This is a genomic window from uncultured Nostoc sp., from assembly GCF_937863485.1.
Taxonomy (GTDB): domain Bacteria; phylum Cyanobacteriota; class Cyanobacteriia; order Cyanobacteriales; family Nostocaceae; genus Nostoc.
Genome location: NZ_CALMFY010000023.1, coordinates 24806 through 44905, shown reverse-complemented (window position 1 = coordinate 44905; position 20100 = coordinate 24806). Strand labels below are relative to the sequence as shown.

General features: G+C 41.9%; 20 protein-coding genes. 9 read left to right on the top strand and 11 right to left on the bottom strand.

Annotated features, from left to right (window positions below):
• Positions 1 to 81 precede the first annotated feature (81 nt).
• Positions 82 to 2373 carry an FAD/NAD(P)-binding protein gene (locus tag Q0541_RS03505; protein WP_298905472.1) on the top strand — a complete coding sequence of 764 codons (2292 nt, stop codon included), beginning with the start codon at positions 82 to 84 and terminating at the stop codon, positions 2371 to 2373.
• 13 nt (positions 2374 to 2386) lie between these two features.
• On the opposite strand, the gene Q0541_RS03500 is transcribed toward Q0541_RS03505, so the two are convergent.
• On the bottom strand, positions 2387 to 3076 hold the full coding sequence (locus Q0541_RS03500; protein WP_298905470.1) for an SDR family NAD(P)-dependent oxidoreductase: 690 nt from the start codon (positions 3074 to 3076) through the stop codon (positions 2387 to 2389).
• Positions 3077 to 3509: 433 nt separating this feature from the next.
• Here Q0541_RS03500 and Q0541_RS03495 point away from each other — a divergent pair, with 433 nt between their 5' ends.
• Positions 3510 to 4460: a D-2-hydroxyacid dehydrogenase gene (locus tag Q0541_RS03495; RefSeq protein ID WP_298905468.1), complete on the top strand. Its 951-nt coding sequence runs from the start codon at positions 3510 to 3512 to the stop codon at positions 4458 to 4460.
• A gap of 63 nt (positions 4461 to 4523) precedes the next feature.
• On the opposite strand, the gene Q0541_RS03490 is transcribed toward Q0541_RS03495, so the two are convergent.
• The 6 genes from Q0541_RS03490 to Q0541_RS03465 all read right to left on the bottom strand — a co-directional run bounded on the left by Q0541_RS03490 (position 4524) and on the right by Q0541_RS03465 (position 11718).
• Positions 4524 to 5396 (bottom strand): bile acid:sodium symporter, encoded by an 873-nt coding sequence (locus Q0541_RS03490; RefSeq protein WP_298905466.1) that lies wholly within the window; start codon positions 5394 to 5396, stop codon positions 4524 to 4526.
• 153 nt (positions 5397 to 5549) lie between these two features.
• Positions 5550 to 7934 carry a sulfatase-like hydrolase/transferase gene (locus tag Q0541_RS03485; protein WP_298905464.1) on the bottom strand — a complete coding sequence of 795 codons (2385 nt, stop codon included), beginning with the start codon at positions 7932 to 7934 and terminating at the stop codon, positions 5550 to 5552.
• Between the two features lie 77 nt (positions 7935 to 8011).
• Positions 8012 to 9082, bottom strand: a complete 1071-nt coding sequence (locus tag Q0541_RS03480) for a formylglycine-generating enzyme family protein (RefSeq protein WP_298905458.1) — start codon at positions 9080 to 9082, stop codon at positions 8012 to 8014.
• 722 nt (positions 9083 to 9804) lie between these two features.
• Positions 9805 to 10020 (bottom strand): hypothetical protein, encoded by a 216-nt coding sequence (locus tag Q0541_RS03475; protein ID WP_298905454.1) that lies wholly within the window; start codon positions 10018 to 10020, stop codon positions 9805 to 9807.
• A gap of 58 nt (positions 10021 to 10078) precedes the next feature.
• Complete coding sequence (locus Q0541_RS03470; RefSeq protein WP_298905453.1) at positions 10079 to 10927, bottom strand: class I SAM-dependent methyltransferase; 849 nt, start codon at positions 10925 to 10927, stop codon at positions 10079 to 10081.
• A 44-nt stretch (positions 10928 to 10971) separates the two neighbouring features.
• Complete coding sequence (locus Q0541_RS03465; RefSeq protein WP_298905452.1) at positions 10972 to 11718, bottom strand: aspartate/glutamate racemase family protein; 747 nt, start codon at positions 11716 to 11718, stop codon at positions 10972 to 10974.
• A gap of 275 nt (positions 11719 to 11993) precedes the next feature.
• Here Q0541_RS03465 and Q0541_RS03460 point away from each other — a divergent pair, with 275 nt between their 5' ends.
• The 6 genes from Q0541_RS03460 to Q0541_RS03435 all read left to right on the top strand — a co-directional run bounded on the left by Q0541_RS03460 (position 11994) and on the right by Q0541_RS03435 (position 16508).
• Positions 11994 to 12665 (top strand): glutathione S-transferase family protein, encoded by a 672-nt coding sequence (locus Q0541_RS03460; RefSeq protein ID WP_298905451.1) that lies wholly within the window; start codon positions 11994 to 11996, stop codon positions 12663 to 12665.
• 84 nt (positions 12666 to 12749) lie between these two features.
• A complete protein-coding gene (locus Q0541_RS03455; RefSeq protein ID WP_298905449.1) occupies positions 12750 to 13616 on the top strand; it encodes a CmcJ/NvfI family oxidoreductase in 867 nt (288 codons plus the stop codon).
• Positions 13617 to 13666: 50 nt separating this feature from the next.
• Complete coding sequence (locus tag Q0541_RS03450) at positions 13667 to 14377, top strand: adenylyl-sulfate kinase (RefSeq protein ID WP_298905447.1); 711 nt, start codon at positions 13667 to 13669, stop codon at positions 14375 to 14377.
• Positions 14377 to 14559, top strand: a complete 183-nt coding sequence (locus Q0541_RS03445; protein WP_298905443.1) for a hypothetical protein — start codon at positions 14377 to 14379, stop codon at positions 14557 to 14559. The genes Q0541_RS03450 and Q0541_RS03445 overlap by 1 nt, the downstream gene beginning before the upstream one ends.
• A 2-nt stretch (positions 14560 to 14561) precedes the next feature.
• Positions 14562 to 15605: a hypothetical protein gene (locus tag Q0541_RS03440; RefSeq protein WP_298905441.1), complete on the top strand. Its 1044-nt coding sequence runs from the start codon at positions 14562 to 14564 to the stop codon at positions 15603 to 15605.
• Positions 15606 to 15692: 87 nt separating this feature from the next.
• Positions 15693 to 16508, top strand: coding sequence for a class I SAM-dependent methyltransferase (locus Q0541_RS03435; RefSeq protein ID WP_298905439.1), 816 nt, complete (start codon positions 15693 to 15695; stop codon positions 16506 to 16508).
• Between the two features lie 56 nt (positions 16509 to 16564).
• Here the strand turns inward: Q0541_RS03435 and Q0541_RS03430 are convergent, their stop codons facing one another.
• Complete coding sequence (locus tag Q0541_RS03430) at positions 16565 to 17575, bottom strand: Mrp/NBP35 family ATP-binding protein (RefSeq protein ID WP_298905437.1); 1011 nt, start codon at positions 17573 to 17575, stop codon at positions 16565 to 16567.
• 100 nt (positions 17576 to 17675) lie between these two features.
• On the opposite strand from Q0541_RS03430, the gene Q0541_RS03425 reads away from it, so the two are divergent.
• The gene (locus Q0541_RS03425) at positions 17676 to 18188 is read left to right on the top strand and encodes a 2'-5' RNA ligase family protein (protein WP_298905435.1); all 513 of its coding nucleotides are present in this window, start codon (positions 17676 to 17678) and stop codon (positions 18186 to 18188) included.
• Between the two features lie 35 nt (positions 18189 to 18223).
• On the opposite strand, the gene Q0541_RS03420 is transcribed toward Q0541_RS03425, so the two are convergent.
• From Q0541_RS03420 to Q0541_RS03410, 3 genes are all read right to left on the bottom strand, one after another.
• Positions 18224 to 19186 carry a HEAT repeat domain-containing protein gene (locus Q0541_RS03420; protein ID WP_298905433.1) on the bottom strand — a complete coding sequence of 321 codons (963 nt, stop codon included), beginning with the start codon at positions 19184 to 19186 and terminating at the stop codon, positions 18224 to 18226.
• A 19-nt stretch (positions 19187 to 19205) separates the two neighbouring features.
• Positions 19206 to 19433, bottom strand: coding sequence for a ferredoxin family protein (locus tag Q0541_RS03415; protein WP_298905432.1), 228 nt, complete (start codon positions 19431 to 19433; stop codon positions 19206 to 19208).
• Positions 19434 to 19621: 188 nt separating this feature from the next.
• Positions 19622 to 20083, bottom strand: a complete 462-nt coding sequence (locus tag Q0541_RS03410) for a GNAT family N-acetyltransferase (protein WP_298905430.1) — start codon at positions 20081 to 20083, stop codon at positions 19622 to 19624.
• Positions 20084 to 20100 lie beyond the last annotated feature (17 nt).

The window sequence follows — 20100 nt, the reverse complement described above, 5'->3', positions numbered from 1 at the left end:
AGCTGGGTTGTAAATGTGTTTAGTCCTGTTAGATAGACTTTATGAAATCGGCGCAACTATTAGATTCTAACTAAGACTGCCATGAACCCTAGTTTTTTAACTGCCCATACTCCAACCACGATCGCTATTGTTGGCGGAGGTTTTAGTGGTTCTCTAGTCGCTACCCACTTATTGAAAACTGCCAGCCAACCTCTCACCATTAAGCTGATTGAGCGCAGTGACCAAATTGGCAAGGGAATTGCCTACAGCACAGATACCAACTGTCATTTGCTGAATGTATCGGCAGGCAACATGAGTGCATTTGCCCATGATCCAGGGCATTTGTTACGTTGGCTTCAGCACAACCGCGATGAGTTAACAGCATTTTTTTCAGAAGAAGTCAATGCCAGTACCTTCATACCTCGTAAGGTCTATGGTTTATACATTCAATCGGTTTTGGCAGAAGCAGAAGCCACAGCACCTAGTGATGTGCGACTAGAACGCTTGACCGATGAAGTGGTAGGGGTACAGCCTGAAGAAAAAGGCGCAATGATTTCTCTGCGTAGTGGTCGCTGTTTTGCCGCAGACAGAGTTGTGTTGGCATTGGGGAACTCACCTTCTGCACCCCCCGCCATCCAAAACGCCAACAGTAATGATGATTATCTACGGAATGCTTGGTCAGCCGATGCCCTAGCAGACCTTGATGCTGATGCACCTGTGTTGCTAATTGGTACGGGACTGACGATGGTGGATATGGTTTTATCTCTGAGCGATCGCCAACATCGGGGCAAAATTTATGCTGTGTCCCGACGCGGATTATTTCCCCTCAAACATCAAGCGGCTCAACCTTATCCCTGCTTCTTGACCCCAGAAAATTTACCAAAAAGTGTACGCGGCTGGTTACGTCGGGTGCGTGCCGAGGTGGAAATTGCTGCTGCCCAAGGCTACGACTGGCGAGCAGTAATTGATTCTCTGCGTCCCATGATCCAGAAAATCTGGCAAAAACTACCGACCGAGGAACAGCAACGTTTTTTGCGTCATCTGACACCCTATTGGGATGTGCATCGTCACCGCATTGCCCCACAAGTGGCGGATGTTGTCACTGAAATGCTAGATTCTGGTCAACTCACTATCTCTGCCGGGCGGATTCAGGAATATCAAGCTTTGGCGGACGGTGTAGCAGTGACCGTGTGTCAGCGCAAAACCCAAACTAATAATATCTTGCACGTCCACCGGGTGGTGAATTGTACAGGGGTAGCAGCAGATTATCGCCGATCGCCTCATCCTCTGATTACTAATTTGCGATCGCAGAAATTAATTCGCCCCAATGCCATTGGTTTAGGATTAGATACAGATACCCACGGTGCTTTATATGCAGCAGACGGTAACGTTTCGACGCTGCTTTATACTTTGGGAACTCCCCGCAAGGGCGACTTGTGGGAAAGTATCGCTGTACCAGAATTACGGGGACAGGCGCAGGAATTATCTAAGGCGTTGTTGCAGTCGCTACCAGTGCGTGTGCGGACTATTGCGACGATGCCTTTGTTAAGCGTAACTGATGGCAGTGCAGAGATACCCCAGTCAACTTTCCTATTTCGGCAATTTTTTGACCCTGAAACTAGTAGTTACACTTATTTAATTGCCGATCAGCAGACAGGAGATGCTGTTCTAGTCGATCCTGTATTAGAGCAAGTTGACCGCGATTTGCAATCATTAGGTGAACTGGGATTAAAGCTACGCTACTGTCTAGAAACTCACCTTCATGCCGATCACATCACAGGGGCAGGCAAACTCAGGCAACAAACAGGCGCTCAGGTAATTGTTCCCCAGAATACTGCTGTGACAAAAGCCGATCGCTCCCTTGTCGGTGGCGAAATCCTAGAGGTGGGATCGGTAATCATCGAAACAATTTCCACGCCAGGTCACACCGCCAGTCATATAGCATATTTGGTGAACAAAACCCATTTGTTAACTGGTGATGCCTTGTTCATTCGTGGTTGTGGACGCACAGATTTTCAGGGAGGTGATGCTGGAATTTTATACGATGTGGTGACACAACGCTTATTCGCCTTACCAGATGATACTTTGGTATATCCTGCCCATGATTATAAAGGACGCACAGTTTCCACCATTGGCGAAGAAAAGCGGCTTAATCCCAGATTTAGCGATCGCAGCCGTAGTCAATTCATTACCATCATGAATAATCTTAAATTGAGTTATCCCCAAAAGATGAATGCAGCTGTACCTGCGAATGAATACTGTGGTGATTTTATTCCTCAAGAAAGCTTAGACCAGGCTACAAGTTCGGCAACAGATCAAGAACAGAAACAAATAGAACTCACAGTCATGACTAATACAGAAATTTACAATGATTACTTTGCTATGTATATCTAGAGCAGAGTGAAAATCAAAATTTTTCTACCCAAGGTCGCAATTCAACTTCCCAAGTCCAAGCATTGCGAGGTTGGCTCAGAATGTTCAGGTAAGTTTGAGCGATGGCATCTGGATCAAGTAAACTATCTGGTTGATTATCTGGTTCTATCCGGGTAGCAGAACGAATTCCTCCATCAATCACAAAATGCGCCACATGGATATTCTGAGGAGCCAATTCACGGGCAATGCTCTGAGCCAAACCCCGTAAAGCAAATTTACCCATTGCAAACGGTGCAGACTGAGGATAACCCTTAACACTAGCGGAAGCACCTGTAAAAAAGATAGCTCCTCCACCCACAGCTAACTGACGTTTTGCTGCCGCTTGTGCTACTAAAAAGCCACCATACGCAGTAATTTCTAATGTTTTGGCAACATCGGCTGGGTCAAGTTCCACAAATGAACCCCGAACGCGCCAGCTAGGATTATACACAACTAATGTTGGTACTCCTAGTTTTTGTTCGACATCTGTAAATAGTTGTTCAACTTCATCTAGTTGAGAAGCATCAGCAGTAAAATTGACGGCTCCAATTTCATCAGATAATGCTTTGAGCTTATCAATTTGTCGCGCTGCTAAAGCAATAGTAAAACCTTCTTTTGCCAATAAACGCGCTAGTGAGGCACTGAGTCCACTACCAGCCCCAACAATTAATGCAATATTTGCCATACCTTTAATTTTTTCCTCATAATTTTATACAAACTCTCACCCTATAGAGTGATTAGCAATTTGTGATCCACTACAAACTACAATAAATCTATCGATAAACAGTATTTTGTAGTTCATGCACAGTATCATGGAAATTCAATCCAGATCAAGTCTGCTTGGACTCCAAAAATATATAGGTGATCCCCAGAGTTTGAATGATGGGTTACGAGAACGGGAACTAGCACCCCGTGTTCGCAAATCGTGGAATTTGTCTTTACGGGAAAGTGGGGTGAGACTTCATTTTTACTCTGGAAGTAGTAAGGAAAACTGTTAACTAGATTATGCGATGGTCGCTTTGCGAACCACCATAGGCATCGCTGTCTGCTCGTGATAGATGAGTAATCAGCAACATCCTCAGTAATTCACAATTTAACATGGTATAAAGGATCAACGCGTGGTCAAACTAATTTTACCTATAGAGCTTGCTGCTGAGATTGAGCCACATCTACCATCGGATACAAAATTTGTGCGGGTAGATAGTGATGGTAATTTTGATGGTGATGCTAGTGATGCTGAAGTTTATCTCAGTGGGTTAGAATTGAAGCCCACGACTCTACATAAGGTGCTAGCAGCTGCTCCTGGAATACGTTGGCAACAGACTCCTAGTGCTGGTGTGAATCACATCTTGACACCCATTTTTCTCGAATACGATATTATCCTCACTAATGGCGCGGGGGTTCATGCAATTCCCATTTCAGAATTTGTCTTAACTTTGATCCTCTATCACACCAAGCAGTTACGGGAACTGCAAGCAGATCATGATCAACGCAGATGGGAAAAAAGCTGGTTAGTACTACCAGAGTTAGCAAATTCAACTGTGTTAATTCTTGGGACTGGGAATATAGGTCAAGCGATCGCATCTCGCGCTAAAGCATTTGGAGCGAAAGTTTGGGGTGGTCGTCGTCGTCCTGAACCTCTAACAAACTTTGATAAAATCGTCGTTGGCAATGAATGGCACGCATTGTTACCAGAAGTTGACTATCTAGTTGTAGCCACACCTCTGACACCAGAAACCAAGGCCTTAATTGATGAAACAGTACTGCGATCGCTACCCAGTCATGCTTATTTAATTAATGTGGGTCGCGGTGCAGTTGTGGATGAATCAGCTTTAACTAAGGCTCTCACTGAAGGCTGGATTGCAGGTGCAGGATTAGACACAGTTTCTATTGAACCCTTACCGCCAGAAAGTCCTCTATGGTCATTACCTAACCTCTTGATTACACCCCATACTTCCGCAATTTCCCCAGCATTGAAAGAACGCATTGTCGCCTTGTTTCTCGATAATTTAGAGCGTTACCGAGTCGGTCAGCCTTTAAGAAATGTAGTCAATAAGCAAGCAGGATAGTAAACAAGCTCTTGACTTTTTGTCAAAATGAGCAACAGAGATATTTTTGTAGTTAGGAGAGTTTCAACCTTCTACCTGTTCTATCTCTACACCCGTTCCTTGGTCTAGTTCTATGAACTTTGGCCCAGCGATCAGAACTACAATCATCATTAAAATACTTGTCACCATAATGATGCTGACTACGCTAGGATCTTCAAAATTACTTGTAGCTACTAATAATGCTGCGGCAAAATTACGTTGAGCTGTTCCTACTCCTAGAACTCGTTGAGTATCGATACCAGGGCCGCCCAAAAGATAACCCACGGTAAAGGAGAAGACTATAAAAACGGCACAAACTAAAATTGCACCTGTTTGTAATAAGCCAATGATATCGTTAGTGTGAACTATCAGCCTGACAACCAGACCTAAAAGCAATCCAGCATTAGATAATTTGAACAAAATCGGCTGGATAATGGGGGCGATCGCACTCAATTTTGCTTTGATGAATAATCCAATGATTAATGGACTGACCATCATTAACAATAAGGGTTTGGCAATGTCCCAGGAGTTAATCTGCACACCTTCCACCACTAAGGGCAATACAATCGGCATATAAAAAATTGTGCCCAGCATTAGCAACATCATTAATCCCACCGAGAAAGCTATATTGCCTTTAACTATATGGGCAAGTTTAGGTAGTGCTGGAGGCCCTGATGCTACTGCCATGATCAGTAAGCCATCTCTGAGTGGTTCACTTAAATGTACTACTTGTAGTAACAAATATACAAAAAGCGGCACTAGCACAAAATTTGTTAGCAGCGATGATATGACTAAGCGGAGGTTGCGGAGTGGTTCCCAAATCTGTTGTACAGTTAGACTTAACCCTGCACCCAGCATAGTGAACACGATAAATGTGAAAAGTGCGAGTTTGTCGATTAGTGACAAGATTTCGTTCATGATTTTTTATCTTACGCAGAGACGCAGAGGGGCGGAGGGGCGGAGGAGGGAGTGTGAGGAATGTGGGGAGAAAGAGAATTTATGCTTCCCTCTCCTCCCACACTTCCAATGCCCACTTGCCCTGAGCGAAGTCGAAGGGATGCCCAATCCCTATTACTTCAATTCCAGGGTGACTTGCTGTAAGTTGCCGGTGAATGCAAAAGGTGTTTGGTAAGTACCTACCGCAGGTGTGCCAGTATCTTGACCAATATCAAAGGTTTCATCTAAACCAAATCGGTAGCCTATGGTTTTATCAATGCGGCCTTCCGCAACCTGTTGATCATTAATCAAGAGCTTACCAGTACCGCCTGCCCCCGGAGCGCCACCATCATAAGTAAAGTCAAATTTGATTTGGGATTTGCCGATCGCAATTGGTTGGGAAGATTGAATGATTGTGCGATCGCTATTTAAGAAGTTGTAGGCAAAGGTGGGTTTACCTTTTTTCAAAAAGAAACTCCAACCCGCAAAACGTCCGCCTTGGGTGACTAAAACGCCTTCAGTACTATCTTTGGCAGCATCCACATCGGCAGTGATGCTAAAGGAGCGATTCTTAATATTGGGAGCGCTGCCTTCGGGAATCCCTGCAACAGATGTGTAATAAGTAAAGTTATTGCGTCCTGTGATTAAGTTAGAACGGGTTTTGACATCAAACCGTTGAAATAAGCGATCGTCCAAGGGCAGAACTTTGTACTTCTTTGCTTCCTTCAGAAATAGATTTTGTAGTTGCGCTAACTTGTCAGGGTTCTGCTTGGCTAAATCGTTGGCTTCACTGAAGTCTTTAGTAATATCGTATAATTCCCAATTATCTTCATCGAAGGTAGTTTTGGAGACACGCTCCCAAGGTAAGCGTCCATGACGGGCGGCTGCTACCCAACCTTGATCGTAAATGCCACGATTGCCAAACATTTCAAAATACTGGGTTTTGTGATGGGATGGTACAGCAGGATCATCAAAGCTATAGGCAAGGCTAGTACCTTCGATGGGTTGTTGTTTTACACCGTTGACTACCTCTGGTTCTTCAATCCCCACAGCTTCCAGAATTGTAGGCGCAATATCAATTACATGATGGAATTGGCTCCGCAGTCCACCACGATTTTTGATGCGTTCGCCCCAAGCCACAACTAAACCATTGCGGGTTCCGCCGAAGTGAGAAGCAATTTGTTTTGTCCATTGAAAGGGACTATCCACTGCCCAAGCCCAAGCTGCATGAAAATGATTGAAGGCTTTTGGCCCACCTAAATCATCTAAAGCCGCGAGAACTTCTTGAGGACTTTCTGCTACGCCATTAAAGACTTTTAATTCATTAACACTACCTGTTAAGCCGCCTTCAGCACTCGCACCATTATCGCCGGCGATGAAAAAGACTAAGGTGTTATCTAATTTGCCTAGTTGGTCGATGGCATCAATGACTCTACCAATTTGTGCATCGGTATGGCTGAGGAAACCTGCAAATACTTCTGCCTGACGCGCATAAACTTTCTGCTCGGTGGGAGTGAGGGAATCCCAAGCCGGGAGTTCCGCCGGACGAGGAGTCAGCTTAGTATCGGCGGGAATTACACCAAGGGCTAGCTGACGAGCAAAGATATCTTCGCGTAATTTATCCCAACCTTGAGCAAATTTACCCTTGTACTTGTCAATCCATTCTTTGGGCGCATGGTGTGGGGCATGGGTTGCGCCAGTGGCAAAGTAGGTAAAGAAGGGTTTATCAGGAGCGATCGCTTGTTGGGTGCGAATCCACTTAATTGCATGGTCTGCTAGATCAGGGGTAAGGTGATAATCAGGGCGATTGCTTGGTTTCTGAATATGTTGGGTATTTTCCACTAAAGCTGGACTCCATTGATTAGTATCACCGCCCATAAATCCATAGAAGTACTCAAAACCTAAACCTGTCGGCCAGCGATCAAATGGGCCTGCCGCACTGGTTTCATAGTCTGGGGTATTGTGCCATTTGCCAAAGGCCGCCGTGTTATATCCATAGTCTCGCAATACTTCGGCGATCGTTGCCGCACTTCTAGGTAAAATCGCAGTATAACCTGGATAGCCTGTGGCTAACTCCGTAACCACACCTGTACTCACAGAATGATGGTTGCGTCCCGTGAGCAATGCAGCTCTGGTAGGAGAGCAGAGTGCTGTAGTGTGGAATTGGTTATAACGCAATCCCCTTTCTGCTAGACGGTCTAAATTAGGCGTATCGATCAGACCGCCAAAGGTGCTGGTTTGTCCAAAACCGACATCATCAAGCAACACCAGCAAGACGTTTGGTGCATTTTCTGGAGCCTTAATGGGTTTGGGGAAGTCTGGTTGGGATTCTTGGTAAGTAATGCCAATTTTGCCTTGAAAAGATGGTTGGGGTAATGGCAATTTGTCGCCGTAGTCCGCCCAAGCAGGTAGAGGTAAGAGACTAGAAAATATTAGCGTCAGGGCTGTCAAAAAGGCGATCGCACCAGAAGTTAACTTGAGAGATACATACAAAGAATCTTTCTTGTGAGGATCAGTCATACAATTTTGGATTTTAGATTTTAGATTTTGGATTTATTTCACAGATAAATCTAGGGGCTTGTACACTAAGGAAGTATTTATTGGTCAGTTGTGCCATTATTGTTGCTCATCAAACGTAGTGTGCTGGAATCAGCCAAATTTTTAACTAGCCGAAACCCGATATGAGTAGTTCCCGTATCGGGTGATTCTGACTCCCGCGCCGCCGGACGGAAGCGGCTACAGTAATTGGGAGCGCAGAGATATGATCCCCCCTTGATCACGTGTAACTCTGATTCATCGGGCTTTTTGGGATTAAAGCTTTGATTTAAGGCAATAGGATTAATTTGATGGGATTTGCGATCGTGTCCGACTTGAAAAAAATCAGTAGTCCATTCCCACACATTGCCGGTCATGTCATAGAGTCCATAACCATTGGGTGCAAAAGAACCGACGGGAGCAATGCCCAAGTGACCATCAGCTTTGGTGTTGAAAAAGGGAAAAATTCCTTGCCAAGTGTTGGCTCTATGTTCAGAATATTTATTGCCCCAAGCATAGGTTGCACCATCCAAGCCACCACGGGCGGCATATTCCCATTGAGCTTCGGTGGGTAGGGATTTTCCTGACCATTTGGCGTAGGCTAGGGCATCTTCGTAAGCTATGTGAACAACTGGATAGTTGAATTTGCTAGTGATGCCTGCGGCGGGCTGTCCCAACGCACTGTCTGAGCCAAAGGGATGTTGCCAATTCGCGCCAGTAGTCCAATGCCACCAACTCAGAAAGGGAACTTGCTTGACACCTGGTTTTGGCATCTCAAACACTAAAGAACCCGGTAATCGCTGCTCATCGGGTAAATCGGGAAACTGTTCTTCAGATAAGGGACGCTCTGCAACTGTCACATATCCTGTTTCCTTGACAAATTCGCCAAATTGTGCATTTGTTACCTCATATTTATCAATACAGAAGTTAGTCACCGTTACATCTCCAGGCGATCGCTCTTCCACAAAACTGGAATTATCAGACCCCATTTTGAACGTTCCTCCTGAAATCATCGCCATACCTTGGGGACAGGGATTGACTGTGGCTGCAAATGCGGTTGTATTGATGAATAAGAGTGCGATCGCTATTCCTTGAATGAATATTAATGTGAGAAAGCAATATTTTTTTTCCATAGCTAATATTCTCTCTTTTGCTATTTCTAATTGAATGCCTGTAGTTCATCAATAAGATATAACTTTTCTTAAAACTTATATCATTTTAGATAAACAATTCCCCTTTTTGTTGTGTTTTTCGGTAATCTATTTCTCGCATTACATTATTTATTGTCGAAAAATCTGTATTTTATAACAATATATCTTAAGAAAATTTTCAATCTTTGATACTATGCAGAAACTGTTAACTCTAAACTCAGGCTAATTTCCAATAAATATATTTATTTCTGTTAAAGGACTTCCAAGAAATAAATTATCCAAATAAACGTAGACGCATACTCCTACGGAGAAGCAAGCTACGCGGAGCGTCTCGTTACAGGCTACCACAGAGGCACAGAGAAATGAGGAGGAGAGAGTTTTTCAGCTATTTTTTTATTTGAAATTTACTAAAGTACTAAAAATCGATTAGTTTACCGATGTTTTATCTAATATTGATAAATTACATCTTGTGAAAACATAAGTCAAGCACTATATATATTTAGCTACGAAAAAGCTTAACACCACCTTAGTGAGATATTGGTGTAGCCACAAAACCAGTTTTGATACCCTTCTTAAACTCAGTTTTTTCGTAAAACTGGAGTACTTCCTTGGTTTGCCTTCCACTTAGGAGCATTACTTTGTAACAATTATCCTTGTACGGGAAGCAGTTCACCCTCAAAAGCTTTAGCAGTACGGGTATGAAGTTAAGTCACAAAATCTTGTGGCATCTTTCTCCCTAGTCTTTGCTCAATGACAGCAAGACAATCAGCCATTTTGCAACCTTTAAATAACAAAATGGCTTCTTCAAGTTTCAATATCAAGCCAAACTCGGCGACAAATTCAACAAGAATACGATTACCCAATGTTTTGCTGTCTACCAACACTCCATCACAGTCGAAAATAACCAGTTCTGTTTGCACTTAATATTTATTTTTCTTAATTAACTAAGGTTTGATAAGGTTAATGTGCATCTTGCTGTCAGACTGTCACCTTTTTAGCAATAGCCATAATGTGAGCGCTCACACCTAGTGTAGAAGGTTCAGTCTCCAGCCAACGAATAGCTTGTAGGAGTCTTTGACGGCGACTTTGTTCACTCCAATGTTCGTCAAAATTTTGTAGTAATTTGCCTGGGCCTTCTATGGCTAACAGCTTTTCACAAGATAACCCTGCTTCTTCCACCTCTGCTTTTAGTTCATCAGGATGATGAAAGAAGGCTGTTGTAAAGTAAGCAGGATGGTTATTCGGATTACGATGCTGCCCTTCAAGCAAGTCTCGATAAGCAATTTCCACAAACTCCGGATCGTCTAGCCATCCCCGAAATAAACCGTCTAAAAGCGAAGCAAAGCGAGAACAAGCAACGGCAAAAACAAGACCTCCGCTCTTTAAAACACGATCAGCCTCGCGTAATGCTTTTATGCGATCGCTACGTTCGATCAAGTGATACAGTGGCCCAAATAGAAGAACTGCATCAACGCTGTTGTTTGCTTGATTTAACTGACGGGCATCTCCAACTTCTGCGCTTGCAAGTGGATAATCTGGCTGAACCTGAGAAGCAAAACGGGCTTGTTCTACGTGCAAAGGAACTGGATCAATCAGATGAACTTTATACCCTAGCTGGGTAAGCCAACAAGCATAGATACCTGAGCCGCCACCAACATCGAAAATCACTGCGGGAGGAGGAGGCAAGTAGCGGCTAAGAAGCTCTTGGGTGCGAACTAGTTCAATCGGATTTGTACGCTTTGATAAGCGTTCAGCTTCCAAACCACGCTCATAATGAGCTAGTACCTCATCTAAAAGCGGGTTTTGTAAATTAGACTTGTCTGACATGAAATTTCCTCTTTTTAAGATTTCATTTATGAAAAGCTCTGTGATTAAATAGCAAACAATTTTCCTCTCGGACGAAGTGCAGATTCAATAGAAGCACGCCTTGCTAAACTCCATATTGTGGCTTGGTTTGCTGTGACTACAGGAATATTCAAATCTGCCTCTAATTCCTCAATCACCTCAAATGTTCTCCATGCCGTACAGGGCAACACAATAGCATCTGCACCTTTGTGAGATAGCTCTTTGATAAAAGCTGCGGCTTCATCGGGTAACTGATGCCAAAGGTAATTATTTTTCGCTACTTCTTTTGGGCGTTCATCACCTTTAAACCCCACTATTTCAAAAGACGCTTCACTCAAAAACGTTTTTAGCGTTTGGTTGTTCCATTCTGGATAAGGAGTGACTACATAAATTTTCCTAATTTTTAGGTATGTCAACGCTTCTAATAGAGCTAAAGCAGGCACAATAACGGGTACTCCTAGCGCCTGTGTCAAACGTTGCTCTAATTTTTCAGCAAAAACTCGCCCTCGGTAAAATGTTGCTGTTGTGAAGCCGTATGCTCCAAAATGTACCCCGGCTCTAGCTAATTTTTCTACTTCCTTAACAGCTTCTTCGTTGATGTCATCCATTGATTCATAGCTCTCATAGGCGTGGGAGCGTTGGGCAATCACGCGATGGCTATGAACACTGACTTGACTGGAAAAAGCACAGTGAAAGTCAGGCTCAAACGTCGTGTTACCTGCGGGTACTAGCAAGCCAAGACGGATCTGCCTACTATCAGATTTCGAGTACATAAGAATACCTCTTTTTGACAAACCTGATTATGTCTAGATATTTATTTAGTTACACTAATAATTAGGTATGCATATTTTCATAAAGACTGTATAATATTTAAAATACGTTAAGTCGACCGACAAACTGTAATATACCATTTAACTGACGTAGATACCTGCCAGTCAATTATTTAACTGCACTAATCAACACATCTCGCTTCTGTCTTATTGCTTTAGTTGGAGTTGTGCAATCTCAAATAGTCTGCATGTCACGATAATTACAAGGAAAAGATTTCATGAGCAACATACAACTGTACTTCGCCAAAGCCTCTACCTTCTCTCAACGGACTCGTGTAGTCTTACTGGAAAAAGGCATTGACTTCACGCCGATAGAAATTGACTTACAAAATAAACCAGATGGGTACACGCAGATTTCCCACTATGGCAAAGTTCCAGCTATCAAGCATGGAGATGTTGAAATTTACGAGTCCGCTATCATCAATGAATATCTAGATGAGGTTTTTCCAGAACCACCATTGTTACCCCGCGATCCCGCAGCTAAAGCGATCGCTCGCATCTGGATAGACTACGCCAATACTCGCCTTGTCCCAGCTTTTAACAAATTTCTGCGCGGTAAAGATAGCACCGAACAGGAACAAGGACGAAAAGAGTTCACAGAAGCACTTCTATATATTGAACAAGAAGGATTAGGTAAAGGTGATTACTTGTCAGGAGATCAGTTTAGCCTAGTTGATATCAGCTTCTATCCTTGGTTTGAACGTTTACCACTCTTAGAACACTTCCGCAAATTCACACTACCGGCCGAAACACCTCGTTTGCAGACATGGTGGAATCTGGTAGGCGATCGCCAGTCAATTCAAGCAGTAGCAAACCCTGTGGACTTCTATTTGGAAAGATTCGCTAAAGTTCTCGGTGAACCTGTTCCCGTTGGTGCATCTCAAAAATAGGACAAAGGGGTGTGGTAATGGAAGTGAATCATTAACTGTTGAGTATTGACCAAAAATTAACCGAAATCCAAAATGGGATGACTTATGAGCTTAAATAACCAAGTTTTAGACAGACCGATTTCCCAAGAACTGCCAAACGTAGAGGCTAACCTCACTTACCTGATTCCAACGGCAGAAAAACCTGTTAACTATACTTATGAACCGCCAGCCGGGATTACCCGCACGAATGCAACTTATCAGACGCATAAACTGCCAATTTACAATGCTCGTTCTATCTCAGAGAACATCTCGTTAGATAAAGAAGGATTCGCCTTAACTGGACATAACACTAATGTTCGCAACTTTTATGATGAAGACGAAGTGCGCCGCGTCTACTATCCAGAAGCCGAGCAATTGTTAAAAGAAGTGACAGGTGCAACCAAGGTAGTGATATTCGATCATACCCTTCGTAATGCTAGTCAGTCAAAGCCAGGTGAGAATAATATTAAAGAACCTGCCTTGCGCGTACACAACGACTTCACCGCCAAATCAGGCTACACTCGCGCCCATTTGGAACTAGCAGCGCGGGGGATAGATGATATTGATGCGCTACTAAAACAACGATTTGCCATCATCAATGTTTGGCGAGCGATCGCACAACCAATTCAAGAGTCACCATTAGCAGTGTGTGACGCACAAAGCATTGCAATAACAGACCTTGTAGCTGGTGATTTAGTGTACCGCGATCGCGTCGGTGAGACATACGGAGTCACGTATAACTCTAAACATAAATGGTTCTACTTTCCGCAAATGCACAGAGACGAAGCACTATTTATCAAATGCTTCGACTCCGCAGAAGAGGGACACGCCCGTTTTGCCGCCCATACAGCCTTTGAAGACCCTACTAGCCCAGCCAACGCCCCCCCACGAGAAAGCATTGAACTAAGGACATTCGTCTTTTACCCCGCATAGATCGCAAAAAAAGGATAACCCTCACGAGTGAGTGTGCATACACGGGTAATATGGCCAATACACGTAATAGGGTTCTGGAAACAATAGCTGATGTTTTAGACAAACGTGCCACATCTCTCCCTGCTCGTGTTTTGCGCGTGGCTGTCACTGGCATTACTGCTAGTGGCAAATCCACGTTGGCCCAAGAGTTAGAGCAGACTTTAAAAAGACGTGGGCGAAACTGTGTCCATATTGCAGTAGATGATTTTCATAATCCGCGTGACCTGCGCTATCGCCAAGGTCGTGAATCTGCCGAAGGCTATTATTTCGACGCTTATAACTATCCACTCCTCAAAAAGCTTGTCCTTGAGCCACTTGCAGCTGGAGGCAACCTAATTTATCAAGCGCATGGGTTTGACTTGGAAACAGATACCCTGATAACAGAGGAGCCTAAGAAGGCCAATGCCGGAGACATTTTTCTATTTGCTGCCAGTTTTCTACTGCAACCAGAATTAGTATCCTACTTTGATTATCGAATCTATGTAGATACAGATTTTGAGGTAGCCCAACAGCGTGGAATACAGAGAGATTTGGTACGACTTGGATCTTGGGAAAATGCAGTCCGCCTGTATTGTCAGCGTTATCATGCTGCACAACGAATCTACTTTGCAGAATCGAATCCTGTGCAATATGCCGATGCTTTATTGAAGAACAACAATTTGGCAGAACCGATTCTTTTCTTGAGAGCAAATGATTATGAAAATAACGATCGCACTTTTTGATGAAACTCTTTTACACACCTAACTCTCCCTATGCACGCATTGCCAGGGTAACTGCATTAGAACTTGGTCTGTGCGATCGCATCGCTATGCAGAAAGTCACTGTACGAGATCCGAAAAGCGAGCTACTGAATTACATGTCTTACCTTTTCCCTTTCCCCAGTCTCCAGTTTCAGGAGATATAACATTGATCGATCCACTTGCTGAAATTAAGCTAGACCCGCGTATTGCTGCACTCCCCAAAGTAGACCTGCATGTACATCAGGAGTGGTCGCCGCGCCTTGACCGCGTGCTGGCGCGGCGTGAAGGGCGATCGCCATATAATTGGCATGATTGGGCAGAGCAGCTAATAACTGAAATTCCACCAGGAATGCCTCGCCTCCAAAAACTTGCTCAGGTTTTCCCTGCAACACAAGAGGCTAATGCAAAGCCAGAAAACTTTATCGCACGTATTGAGGATCTATTAGAAGAGGCAGCAGCAGACGGAGCTATTTTGGTAGAAGTCCGTTTTGGCAACGAAGATGTACTCAAACCTGACCTGATGGCATTGTTCCGAGAAGCTGAACGTCGCGTCCAGGTGCGATATCCCAGACTCCGGGCTGAGGCAGTATTTATTTTGATTTTAAGTAGGTTTGAAGGCGATCGCTTAAACTATCTCGTAAAAGCATGTATTCAGGCGGTAGATGAAGGCTTAGGCGGAATAGATTTTCTTTACAAACCTTATGATACAGAAGCAGATTGGACTACGGCTTATCAAATTGCCGAGCAGGCTGCTAGCGCAGGGTTAGGAATCACCGCCCATGCTGGGGAATTCTCTAGTGCCAATATTGCTGCTGTCCTGCGCGTACCTGGGCTGACGCGAATTGGTCATGCGACACACGCCATCAGTGACCCCCATGTATTTGACTTACTAGCTAAAAGCAGCGTAACTGTTGAGTGTTCTTTAAGTTGTAATGTTCTTTTAGGGGCAGTACCTTCCTATATAAAGCATCCAATTCGACAGTTTGTAGAGTCCGGCATTCCTGTTGTCCTGTGTACAGACAATCCTGTTCAGGTCTGCACGACCATTGGACGGGAGTATACAATAGCCCATGCCCTCGGTTTTTCTACAAATGAATTACTTAATGTGACCCGTCATGCTATTCAGGTAGCGTTTACATCCCGACAGCGACGCAATGAACTACTGAATGAGTTGAATAAATGGGGAGATACTGAATCAAGAGTTTTATGACTTAGTAGATTTGTTACAACACCAAAATAATTTACGAGTTCTAGATTTAGGATTACAAATGTTTTTCCATATCTTAACACAGAATATATGACTACCACTGTTTCATTTGATCGAGTTTCTGATATTTACGATGCTACAAGAGGATTTCCCCCAGGAATTTCTGAGCAAGTGACAGACTTTATTCTCAATTTGGTTTCACCAACAGCAGATACTAAGTTTTATGAAACGGGTATTGGTACTGGCAGAATTGCTGTACCAATTGCCAAAAAAGGCTATTCTTACACTGGTGTAGATGTCTCAGAAAAAATGTTGGCTGAACTGCACCGAAAACTAGAGGGTGTTTCTCATAAACTAATAGCAATTAAAGGAGATGCTACTGCTTTACCGTTTGATAACAACTCCTTTGATGTAGCGTTAGTTGTTCTCGTTTTTCACCTAATTTCTGCTTGGAAACAGGCGCTAGCAGAAATTCGTCGCGTCCTGAAACCAGGTGGCATTTTGCTTTACACTCACGGATACGCTAGCTCTGTTAGTGCTAGTTCAGAGGTGAATGCCCAGAGATGGGAATTTAATGAGTATTGGAAAGCTATTTTAGAAGGCTATGGTCATTCTTTACCGCGTTACGGTGCTACTGAAGAAGAAGTTTTAGCAGAGTTAGAAGCACAAGGCGCAACTTTAGAAACCGAAATTGCAGTTCAATGGCGAGTTGAAGATACTGTAAGTAAATTGATAGAAAACCAAGAAAATAAAATTCCAAGTGCAGCTTGGAGTATTCCTGATAATATCTTTCCTCATGCTATTCAAGATTTGCGAAACTGGGCTTTAGAACGCTACGGTTCGCTGGATTATATTTTGCCCCAACAACGTGAATTCAAGATTATTGTAGTACGCAACTGGGCTTAAATTAAGATGATATTCTTAAATTGCTAGCTCATGGTTGGTAAAAATGAATTTCACCATTAGAAAAGTAAAAAAGTAAAAGTAGTATTTAATGAAGTAGCTATTTGTGTAAAAACCTCCTTTGCTGGTGAAGTGTATTCGCTTATCGCAATCGGATTTCCAGTATCACTACCACTACAAATGCGGGAATCAATAGGAATTTGTCCTAATAGAGGCGCTTGTAATTCTGCGGCTAGTTGTTCGCCACCACCACTACCAAAAATCGGTGTGCGTAAACCACAATCACTACAAATTAAATAACTCATATTTTCAATGATGCCAAGGACAGGAACACCCACTTGACGAAACATATATATATTACGTCGTACATCTGCAACAGCCACTTGTTGAGGAGTTGTCACTAAAATGACTCCACAAATTGGACTTTCTTGGATAATTGTAATTTGAGCATCACCTGTACCGGGAGGTAAATCTATCAATAAATAATCTAATTCCCCCCATTCCACATCTTGCAAAAATTGCGTGATTATTTTATGCAATACAGGCCCCCGCCATGCCAAAGGACGATTTGGTTCTGCAAGTAAACCCACTGACATTATTTTTATTCCTTGAACTTCTAAAGGTAAAAACTTATCACCTGTGGGAGTATTAATCACTTGAATATCAGCTTGTCCTAAACCCAACATCTGGGGAACATTGGGGCCATAGATATCAGCATCTAATAGTCCTACTTTTGCACCTTGTAATTTTAAAGCTGCGGCGATATTAACGGCTGTTGTGGATTTGCCCACACCACCTTTACCACTAGAAATTGCAAGAGTTATTTTAACACCAGGAATTGTACAAATTTGAATATAAGTTTTTTTACACCAAGATAGAGATGATAATTTAGATTGAATTTCTGGCTGTAATTGGTGCTGATGAGAACCAATATATAAACGTAAGTAAATATAGTCATCAACTATGCGTAAGTTTCGTACCATTCCTAAACTAACGATGTCATTTTTTAAAATAGGTTCGATAATTTGTTTGAGTAATTGGACGACTTCTTGGTGATGGACTGTAGTCATATCTTCTGAATGTTGGAAGAGATATTTATGTACCTCATGTTAGTGTAAGTTCTCCTAGATAATTTGAAATCTGCTGTATAACCTTTAATAATTTATGAGTATGTCTTACGCACTCGTACATTACCCCAATATTAACACGGAACATATCAATCAAATAAGGCAGAAATATGGCCCACAATTTGATTTAATTGAGCCACATATTACACTTGTATTTCCCCTAATCGAGTCTATTAATGAAAACAACCTCATTCTTCATATTGATAGTATCTTGAGTAAGTGGAAAATATTTCCTATTTGTCTCAAAGGATTACAAAAATCATGGGATGAATATATGTTTTTAATGATTGAAGAAGGAAAAGTAGATCTGGTAAAACTATACAACAAATTATATACAGGTATATTAGCTGAATATTTCAAGGAAAATTTACCATTCGTTCCGCATTTAACACTAGGAAAATTTACAAAAGGTACAGATAAATTTTTGCAAGTGTTAGAAGAAGCACAACATTTAGATTTAAATTATCGTTGTTTTGTCGAGAAAGTTCACCTCATAAATATTATTGATAAGCAGACGTCAATAATTTGGAGTAAAGAATTTGTATTGCGAAATTAGCAAAGCTTTTATCGTGTTAGCATTTCCCTAGTAATTTACTGCTCCCTTGAGACTTTTTTATCTGTTTGAATCTTCTGAATTGCCCGTTGTGCTTGGATAGACACTTCTTTGTCAGGGTCATCTAAGGCTTGTTGTAGGGGGTTAATAACGTTGGGATGAGCTAAATTTCCAAGTGCGATCGCAGCTTCTTTTCTTACATCTGCATATTCATCTGTTAATGCTTGAATTAATCTTGGCATAACTTGAATATCTGGAATTTTTTGCAAAGCTTGTGCTGCTGATTTCCGCACTTGCCAATGTTCATCATTTAAAGCTATTTCTAATGCTGAAATTGCTTGATTATTTGCATGAATAGCCAAAGATTTAGTTGCATTCCGGCGAACTTGCCAGTCACTATCATTTGTAAGTGCTTGACAAAGTATTGTAATCACTTCTGCATCTTGTAAATGTTCTAAAGTTAAAGCAGCAGCACGACGTACACTTGCTTCCTCATCAAAGATTAAATTTAAAGCTTGTGGACATTTTTCTAGTTGATTGATATATCGCAGTGTCGTAACGGCTGCTTCTTTTAAGTCAGGATTTTTTGATTCTAAAAATGGTAAAATGTCAGATAAAGATTGAATATCATGTATCTTCCGCAAAAGCATCAAAATATTTAGTTGAATATTTTCATCATTACTTTGGAGTTTATCTAGTAAAAGTAACAATTCGTCTTGTGTAACTAACTCGTTTAATGCTGATGCGGCTTCAGTGCGAATATCTGTATCTCCTGAACCGAGGCATTCAATTAAAGCAGGGATGGCTACAGGATTAGCAATTTCCCAAAGGGCAGATATGGCTATTTTTTGTACAGTGATATTTTCATCTTTCAAAGCGATAATTAAAGGGTCTATTGTTTCTTCATCGCCTAAATGTTGTAAGGTTTTGACAGCTACTAAGCGGTCATTTACGGCAGGCGATCGCAACATTTCTAGCCAATGTTTGAGGTCATCATTCATTAATTTTTACCACAGATAGTTAACGTAATAAAAAGGGAATTTGCACAGTAATTGCATTGGTTGGACATTCTTTTTCACAAGGTAGACAAAACCAACACTCATCATATTTCATGTAGGCTTTGCCTGTTACTGGATTTTTTGCTAATACATCCAAAGGACAAACTTCAATACAAGCTGTGCATTTTTCTAAACATTTCGATTCATCAACGATCACAGGAACATCTATTCTTTGATTGATTAAAGCCATAAAATAACTCCATGATTTTGTACTGAAACTGCTAAACGGGAAAATAAATGGTGTAAGCTTATATGAATTATCTCACGATTGTAGGTTATTTAGATACATACGATGTAGTTCATTCAAATATTTAAATCGCAGACGATCATTAAGCAGACGGTAAGTGGCAAATGTATTAATTAACTGCATATTTTTCACTAAAACAATTTTTTATGAAAAGTTAATGATTGCTTGATATTGCTATAACCAATTTTCTCATAAAACAAGTGAGCTTCTTGGCGTTTAATATTAGAACGTAACAAAATACTATCACATCCAGCCACAGAAGCCCACTGTTCAATTTGCTGCATCAAAAAACGTCCAATTCCACTATGACGGTAATCTTTATCTACAACTAATCCCAAAATAATCGCTGGAGTTGGAATAACTATTGAGTCACAAATATGAGCGTGCGCCCAACCAATTACATATTTATCTTCCAAAGTGGCAACATACACAATGTGAGCATCGTTATTTTTAATTTTAGTAAGGCGCTGCTCTATTTGTTGATTTGTCACAAAATATTCAAGTTGTTCGCAAAGACTAGCAATTCTCTGTACATCTTTAATCTCAGCTTGTCTAATTTTAATTTTCTCACCTACACTAACTTTGTTTGTCATAATTTAATTTTAAATTA

What these genes read in the sequence shown, in the direction of transcription:
- Q0541_RS03505 (WP_298905472.1), top strand. Translation starts at nt 82, where the DNA reads ATGAACCCTAGTTTTTTAACTGCCCATACTCCAACCACGATCGCTATT.
- Q0541_RS03500 (WP_298905470.1), bottom strand. Translation starts at nt 3,076, where the DNA reads ATGGCAAATATTGCATTAATTGTTGGGGCTGGTAGTGGACTCAGTGCC.
- Q0541_RS03490 (WP_298905466.1), bottom strand. Translation starts at nt 5,396, where the DNA reads ATGAACGAAATCTTGTCACTAATCGACAAACTCGCACTTTTCACATTT.
- Q0541_RS03485 (WP_298905464.1), bottom strand. Translation starts at nt 7,934, where the DNA reads ATGACTGATCCTCACAAGAAAGATTCTTTGTATGTATCTCTCAAGTTA.
- Q0541_RS03480 (WP_298905458.1), bottom strand. Translation starts at nt 9,082, where the DNA reads ATGGAAAAAAAATATTGCTTTCTCACATTAATATTCATTCAAGGAATA.
- Q0541_RS03470 (WP_298905453.1), bottom strand. Translation starts at nt 10,927, where the DNA reads ATGTCAGACAAGTCTAATTTACAAAACCCGCTTTTAGATGAGGTACTA.
- Q0541_RS03465 (WP_298905452.1), bottom strand. Translation starts at nt 11,718, where the DNA reads ATGTACTCGAAATCTGATAGTAGGCAGATCCGTCTTGGCTTGCTAGTA.
- Q0541_RS03460 (WP_298905451.1), top strand. Translation starts at nt 11,994, where the DNA reads ATGAGCAACATACAACTGTACTTCGCCAAAGCCTCTACCTTCTCTCAA.
- Q0541_RS03455 (WP_298905449.1), top strand. Translation starts at nt 12,750, where the DNA reads ATGAGCTTAAATAACCAAGTTTTAGACAGACCGATTTCCCAAGAACTG.
- Q0541_RS03450 (WP_298905447.1), top strand. Translation starts at nt 13,667, where the DNA reads ATGGCCAATACACGTAATAGGGTTCTGGAAACAATAGCTGATGTTTTA.
- Q0541_RS03445 (WP_298905443.1), top strand. Translation starts at nt 14,377, where the DNA reads ATGAAACTCTTTTACACACCTAACTCTCCCTATGCACGCATTGCCAGG.
- Q0541_RS03435 (WP_298905439.1), top strand. Translation starts at nt 15,693, where the DNA reads ATGACTACCACTGTTTCATTTGATCGAGTTTCTGATATTTACGATGCT.
- Q0541_RS03430 (WP_298905437.1), bottom strand. Translation starts at nt 17,575, where the DNA reads ATGACTACAGTCCATCACCAAGAAGTCGTCCAATTACTCAAACAAATT.
- Q0541_RS03425 (WP_298905435.1), top strand. Translation starts at nt 17,676, where the DNA reads ATGTCTTACGCACTCGTACATTACCCCAATATTAACACGGAACATATC.
- Q0541_RS03420 (WP_298905433.1), bottom strand. Translation starts at nt 19,186, where the DNA reads ATGAATGATGACCTCAAACATTGGCTAGAAATGTTGCGATCGCCTGCC.
- Q0541_RS03415 (WP_298905432.1), bottom strand. Translation starts at nt 19,433, where the DNA reads ATGGCTTTAATCAATCAAAGAATAGATGTTCCTGTGATCGTTGATGAA.
- Q0541_RS03410 (WP_298905430.1), bottom strand. Translation starts at nt 20,083, where the DNA reads ATGACAAACAAAGTTAGTGTAGGTGAGAAAATTAAAATTAGACAAGCT.